The following is a 5,905-nucleotide window of genomic DNA, read 5'->3' on the forward strand; positions in this document are numbered from 1 at the left end:
AGGCCCTCGGCCTGGCGCAACGGACGGATCTCTCGGGCTTGCTGCTGGGCATTCGGCGCGGCGCCATTCTGCTGTTGATGCTGCTCGGCTATGTCTATTACCGCGCGGCGGGCGAGGCCTACGCGCTGGTCTCGATCGGCCTGGTGTCGTTCGCGGCGGTGGCGCAGTTCGCCCCGGCGATGCTCGGCGGCATGTACTGGAAGCAGGGCACCCGCGCCGGCGCCCTGTGTGGCCTGTCGCTGGGCTTTCTATTGTGGCTCTATACCCTGCTGCTGCCGGCGTTCGCCAAGTCCGGCTGGCTGCCGCTGAGCTTCATCGAGCAGGGGCCGCTGGCCATCGCCTGGCTCAAGCCGCTGGCGCTGTTCGGCCTGGCGGGGCTGGACGAGATCGGCCATTCGCTGTTCTGGAGTATGTCGGCCAACCTCGGCGCCTATGTCGGGGTGTCGCTGTTCGGTCGGCAGAGCAGCCGCGAGCATGCCCAGGCGCTGCTGTTCGTCGATGCCTTCAAGGTCGCGGGGCGCGGCTCAAGTTTGTGGCGCGGCAGCGCCTCGGTGACGGAAGTGATCGCCCTGGTCGGGCGCTTCCTCGGTCCGGCACGGGCCAGCGAGGCCTTCGCCGGTTACGCCGCGCAGCGCGGCCTGGCGTCGAGTGCCGAGCTGGTGCCGGATGCCGATCTGGTGCACTTCGCCGAGCAGCAACTGGCGGGCGCGATTGGTGCCGCCTCGGCGCGGGTGATGCTGGCCTCGGTGGTACAGGAGGAGCCGCTGGGCATGGACGAGGTGCTCGGCATCCTCGATGAAGCCTCGCAGGTGATCGCCTACAGCCGCCGCCTGGAGCAGCAGTCGCATGAGCTGGAAGCGGCCACCGGCGAACTGCGCGCGGCCAATGCACGGCTGCAGGAGCTCGATCGGTTGAAGGACGACTTCATCTCCACCGTGACCCATGAACTGCGTACGCCGCTGACCTCGATCCGCGCCTTCTCCGAGATTCTCAACGACAACCCCGAGCTGGACCCGGCGCAGCGCGCGCGTTTCGTCGCCATCATCGTCAAGGAGAGCGAGCGCCTGACGCGGATGATCAATCAGGTGCTGGACCTGGCCAGGCTCGAGTCGGGGCGTGCCGAATGGCACACCACCGCGCTCGATCTGCAAGAGGTGATCGAGGATGCCCAGGCCACCACCAGCCAACTGCTGCAGGAGCAGGGCGTGGAATTGCGCCTCGAGCTGCCGGAGCAGATACCGCCGGTGCTGGGCGACCGCGACCGCCTGCTGCAGGTGCTGCTCAACCTGATCTCCAATGCGGTGAAGTTCTGCGACCGCGAGGCGGGGCGCATCGACATCGCCGTGCAGGTGCTGCCGGAGGCGCTGCGGGTGGACGTGCGCGACAACGGTTGCGGCATCGATCCGGCCGATCAGCAGACCATCTTCGAGAAGTTTCGCCAGGCCGGCGACAACCTCACCGAGAAGCCGCAGGGCACTGGCCTGGGACTGCCTATCAGCCGGCAGATCATCGAGCATTTCGGCGGCCGGCTGTGGGTGCAGAGTGCGCGCGGACAGGGGGCGACCTTTTCCTTTACCCTGCCCTTGGGGCAGGCGAATGCGGCCGCGTCAGACACAGGCCGCGAGACGGAGTACGGAGTATGAGCAAAACCGTGTTAATCGCCGACGACGAACCGAACATCGTCATCTCGCTCGAGTTCCTGCTCGAGCAGGCCGGCTATCGGGTGCTGGTGGCGCACGACGGTCAGGAGGCCCTGGAGGCCATTGAGCGGCAACCGCCCGACCTGGTGCTGCTCGATGTGATGCTGCCGCGCCTGAGCGGTTTCGACGTGTGTCAGAAGATCCGCGAGAACCCGCGGTGGCAGCACATGCGCATCGTCATGCTGACGGCCAAGGGCCGCGAGGTCGAGGTCAGCAAGGGCCTGGCGCTGGGGGCCAATGCCTACATCACCAAGCCGTTCTCGACCCAGGAGCTGCTGGCGCAGATCGGCGCGCAGCTGGCGGCCGAATAGCCGATGAGTCCACGCCTGCGTTTCGCCTTCTGGCTGGCCATCCTCAGTCTGTTGCTCTGCAGTTTGCTGGCGCTCGCCGGCGGGCTGCTGTGGGCCGACCTGAACAGTCAGGAGCGTGACGCCGCGCTCGCCCTGCTGGCCGGGCGCGGCGCGCTGCTGGTGGTGCTCTCCGGCTTGCTGCTGATTCCGTTCGGCGTGCTCCTGCGCCTGTGGCTGGCGGCGTACCCGGAGGTGGTGATCCGCCTGAGCGAGGAGATCGACATCATCCGCCGGGTCAACCCCGCGCACCGCGTGGCCCTCACCGGCAGCCGCGACATGCGCCGGCTGGGCGCTGCCCTGAATGCCTTTGCCGAGGCCCATTGCGCACTGCAACGCGAGGTGGCGGTGCGCATCGAGGAGGCCAATGCCCGTCTCGAACGGGAGAAGAACCGTCTGGCCGCGCTGATGTCGGAACTCGAACAAAGCGTGCTGGTGTGCAATCGCGAGGGGCGTATTTTGCTCTACAACAGCAGCGCCAGCCTGTTGCTCGAGCCGGACGCCGCTGGCCCGGCCGGGGCGCCGGTCGGCTTGGGCCGCTCGATCTTCGGTATTCTCGACCAGCGCCTGATCGTGCATGCCCTGGAGCGGGTCAGGCAGCGTCTGCAACAGGACAATCCCAGCCCGGTGGCGCATTTCGTCACGGCACGTGGCGCCAATCTGCTGCGGGCACAGATGGCGCCGGTGCTGGATCAGCATGGCGAACTGATCGGATTCATCCTGATCCTCGATGACATCACCCGCTCGGTCGAGCTCAACAGCCGCCGCGATGCGCTGTTGCAGCAACTGACCGAGGGCACCCGCGCGGCCCTGGGCAACATCCGCGCGGCCGCGGAAACCGTGGAGCAATACCCGGAGATGGATGCCGAGCATCGCCAGCGCTTCGGCAAGGTGATCAGCGACGAGGCGCAGCGGCTTTCCCAGCACCTCGAGCAGACGTTGAACCAGCATGCCGATCTGCTACACCCGCAGTGGCCTCTGGAAGACATGCTGGCGACCGACCTGCTACTTGCCCTGCAGCGTAATTTTGCCGCCACGCTTGGGCTGACCGCCCGTTACCATGGCGGCGACGAGTCGCTCTGGTTGAGTCTGGACAGCTATTCCCTGGTGCAGGCGCTGACTCAGTTGATGGGCACCATGGCTGCCACGCTGGACATTCGCGAGGTGACGTTCGAACTGACCGTCGAAGGCCGCTTCGTGCGACTGGCCCTGCGCTGGAGCGGGGCGGCGCTCGACCCGCAGCGTTTGCATGAATGGGAGCAGCGGCCGTGCAGCCCGGTTGCCGGAAACGATGCTGCCACGTCCACCCTCAAGGAAGTGCTGGAGCGGCACGGCGGCGAACTCTGGTGCCAGGCCGATGCACTCGCCGGCGACAATCGCCTGTTTCTGCAGTTGCCGGTGAGCCAGCCGGAAGCACAGGCGCCGCTACCTAGCAGGGTTCAGGGGCGGCCGGTGTATTACGATTTCGACCTGTTCAGCCAGGCGGGGCAGACCCCGGAGCTCGACGAACTACCGTTGCGCGATTTGACCTACACCGTTTTCGACACCGAAACCACCGGGCTGGCGCCCTCCGAGGGTGACGAAATCATCTCGATCGGTGCGGCGCGCATCGTCAACGGCCGGCTGCTGATGCAGGAATGCTTCGAGCAATTGATCGACCCGCACCGACCGATCCCGCGTGAATCGCAGCAGGTGCATGGCCTCACGCCGCAGATGCTGGCGGGGCAGCCGAGCATCGGCGAGGTGCTGCCGTTGTTCCAGCGCTTTGCCGAAGATACGGTGCTGGTGGCCCACAACGCCGCCTTCGATATGCGCTTCCTGCAACTCAAGGAGGCGCAGACCGGTATCCGCTTTATCCAGCCGGTGCTCGATACCCTGCTGCTGTCCGCTCTGGTGCATCCGGGGCATGCCGCCGACGAACATCGACTGGAGCAGATCGCCGCGCGCCTCGGCGTGCAGGTGGTTGGTCGGCATACCGCGCTGGGCGATGCCATGGTCACGGGCGAGGTGTTCCTCAAACTGATCCCCTTGCTGGCCGAGCGTGGCATCCACACCCTCAAGCAGGCGCGCGAGGCGTCGCGCAAGACGCTCTACGCCAAGATCGAGTATTAACGTACGGGTGGGCCAGGCAGGGTTCCGCTTCGGCTTTCCAGCGCGAGAGCGCTGGGCGACGGCCACTTTCTGCCGGGCAAAAAAAGACCCGGCAAGAGCCGGGTCAAAACCGTGATTAGCCTGATGAGGAGATAATCTGAAGAGGCCGACTGAAGGTCTCTCAAGTTTATCCGCCGATCTCGCGACCGGCTGTTGCTAATAATAGCGATTATCATTTGCAAGTCAATCGCTTTCGTCAAAATAATTCCAGTGCGTCGCCAGGCTCAGGGCAAAAAACAGCAAACCCGGCGCATGGCCGGGTTCGCGAGTGCAGGGCGTAAGTTGCAATCAGGCGGTGGCGGGCAGGCGCAGCTGGGTCACTTCCTTGTTCAGCAGGTCGATCCGCCGCGCCATGCTTTCTATCAGGCTGTGGGCAATGCGCGGGTTGCTCTGCATCAGGCTGAGGAACTGCTCCTTGGGGATCACCATCACGGTGCAAGGTTCGCTGGCCAGTACGGTGGCGCTGCGCTTCTCGCGGGTGAACACGGCCATGGCACCGAAGATCTCGTCCTTCTGCACGTCGCCGACTTTGTGCCCGTCGACATAGGCTGTGGCGTGGCCTTCGATGATGATGAACACATGATCGGCGGCATCCCCTTGCTGGATCAACTCTTCACCGGCGGCGAAGTGCTGGAAGCCGGTCGCGGGGCGGATTTCCGGTTGTTTGAGGCGCGCCAAGGCGTCGGAGAGCAGGGCGGTGTGGCCGATCAGGTACTGGATGAACAGCTCCTGGCGCGGCTCGCTGACATAGATGTGCTTGAACACTTCGCTGCGTGAGTAGGGGATCAGGCTGAGCGGTTCTTCACTGCTGTAGCGGCAGCTGGGCAGATCGATGCCCTGGCGCAGGCCGACCAGGTCGCCTTCCTGCAGATAGAACAGCGGGCGCCCGTCGACCAGGGCATGCAGCAAGCCATTCTCGATAATGAACAGCTGGTTCTCCGGCAGCTGTTGAGCCAGATCCTCGGCGCGCTCCACTTGCAGGGCGCCGCAGCAGGGAGCCAGGCCTTCCAGTAACTGGGTGGGGATGCTTTGCAGTCGGTTGATCAGTTGGTCGGCGTAAGCCGGTTGCTCCCCGAGTAGATACATGAGCGTAATTCCTTGAACTGGCTAGTCTGGCTAATGCGCACGAACGTCCCTGAGACAATAAGCGTTGCCAGGTCGCGGGTAAATCCTTGGGCGCGGAGGTTGTGAGCTAGCTCTTGTTGTGCGACGGACAAGCATCGAGCTGGCCATTCAATTCGGCCTTGTGAGCGGGTGGCAGCTCGCTCCAGTGCACATCGAGCAAGGCGCCCTCGATGGCGTAGAGCAAGACCTTGGATGCGCGAAAGCCGCGTGCCCGTACGGCGCGGTAGGCATCGACCGCCCCCAGCCTGCGCAGATCGTTGGCGCTGTGGATGCCGACGGCATGCAGCCACTGGGCCGAGGTCTTGCCGAGGTTCTTCAAGTGTTGCAATTCGTCATTCATCCAGCCTCCTTGCGCTGTCTGTGAGCAGTTGCTGCAATACTCAGTGCGCGATGCCTACCAGCAAGTGTAGTGGCCAGCAGACCAGACGTGGTTGTCTGATATCGCCCCAGGCCTTGAGGAGCGCAGGCTCCAGTTCGCTGACCGGATCGCGGCCCTGTTGGCGCTCGCGGTACTGCACGGCCGACCAGGTGCGCAGATAGCCGGTCAGCTGAGTAAAGCTCCAGTGTGCCTCGATGGCGAAC

5 protein-coding genes and 1 pseudogene are annotated in these 5,905 nt (G+C 64.8%); 3 read left to right on the forward strand and 3 right to left on the reverse strand.

The annotated features are described in order from the left end of the window. The 3 genes from ABZE94_RS19635 to ABZE94_RS19645 form a co-directional block, all read left to right on the forward strand. On the forward strand, positions 1–1,643 hold a 1,643-nt coding region (locus tag ABZE94_RS19635; RefSeq protein WP_372877632.1), incomplete at its 5' end, for an ATP-binding protein. Then, positions 1,640–2,011, forward strand: coding sequence for a response regulator transcription factor (locus ABZE94_RS19640; RefSeq protein WP_372877633.1), 372 nt, complete (start codon positions 1,640–1,642; stop codon positions 2,009–2,011). The genes ABZE94_RS19635 and ABZE94_RS19640, both read left to right, overlap by 4 nt. Positions 2,012–2,014: 3 nt before the next feature. Then, positions 2,015–4,159, forward strand: a complete 2,145-nt coding sequence (locus ABZE94_RS19645) for an exonuclease domain-containing protein (RefSeq protein ID WP_372877635.1) — start codon at positions 2,015–2,017, stop codon at positions 4,157–4,159. A gap of 327 nt (positions 4,160–4,486) precedes the next feature. On the opposite strand, the gene ABZE94_RS19650 is transcribed toward ABZE94_RS19645, so the two are convergent. The 3 genes and pseudogenes from ABZE94_RS19650 to ABZE94_RS19660 all read right to left on the reverse strand — a co-directional run. Then, entirely contained in the window at positions 4,487–5,284 is a 798-nt protein-coding gene (locus ABZE94_RS19650) for a Crp/Fnr family transcriptional regulator (RefSeq protein WP_372877637.1), read from the reverse strand. Positions 5,285–5,390: 106 nt separating this feature from the next. Beyond that, positions 5,391–5,663: a TfoX/Sxy family protein gene (locus ABZE94_RS19655; RefSeq protein WP_372877639.1), complete on the reverse strand. Its 273-nt coding sequence runs from the start codon at positions 5,661–5,663 to the stop codon at positions 5,391–5,393. Between the two features lie 40 nt (positions 5,664–5,703). Further along, positions 5,704–5,905, reverse strand: a pseudogene (locus ABZE94_RS19660) (class I SAM-dependent methyltransferase); the annotation flags it as partial.

This window comes from Pseudomonas sp., from assembly GCF_041601375.1.
In the GTDB taxonomy this organism is placed as follows: Bacteria; Pseudomonadota; Gammaproteobacteria; order Pseudomonadales; family Pseudomonadaceae; genus Aquipseudomonas.

Coding starts and splice junctions, on each gene's coding strand:
- ABZE94_RS19640 (WP_372877633.1), top strand. CDS start 1,640: ATGAGCAAAACCGTGTTAATCGCCGACGACGAACCGAACATCGTCATC.
- ABZE94_RS19645 (WP_372877635.1), top strand. CDS start 2,015: ATGAGTCCACGCCTGCGTTTCGCCTTCTGGCTGGCCATCCTCAGTCTG.
- ABZE94_RS19650 (WP_372877637.1), bottom strand. CDS start 5,284: ATGTATCTACTCGGGGAGCAACCGGCTTACGCCGACCAACTGATCAAC.
- ABZE94_RS19655 (WP_372877639.1), bottom strand. CDS start 5,663: ATGAATGACGAATTGCAACACTTGAAGAACCTCGGCAAGACCTCGGCC.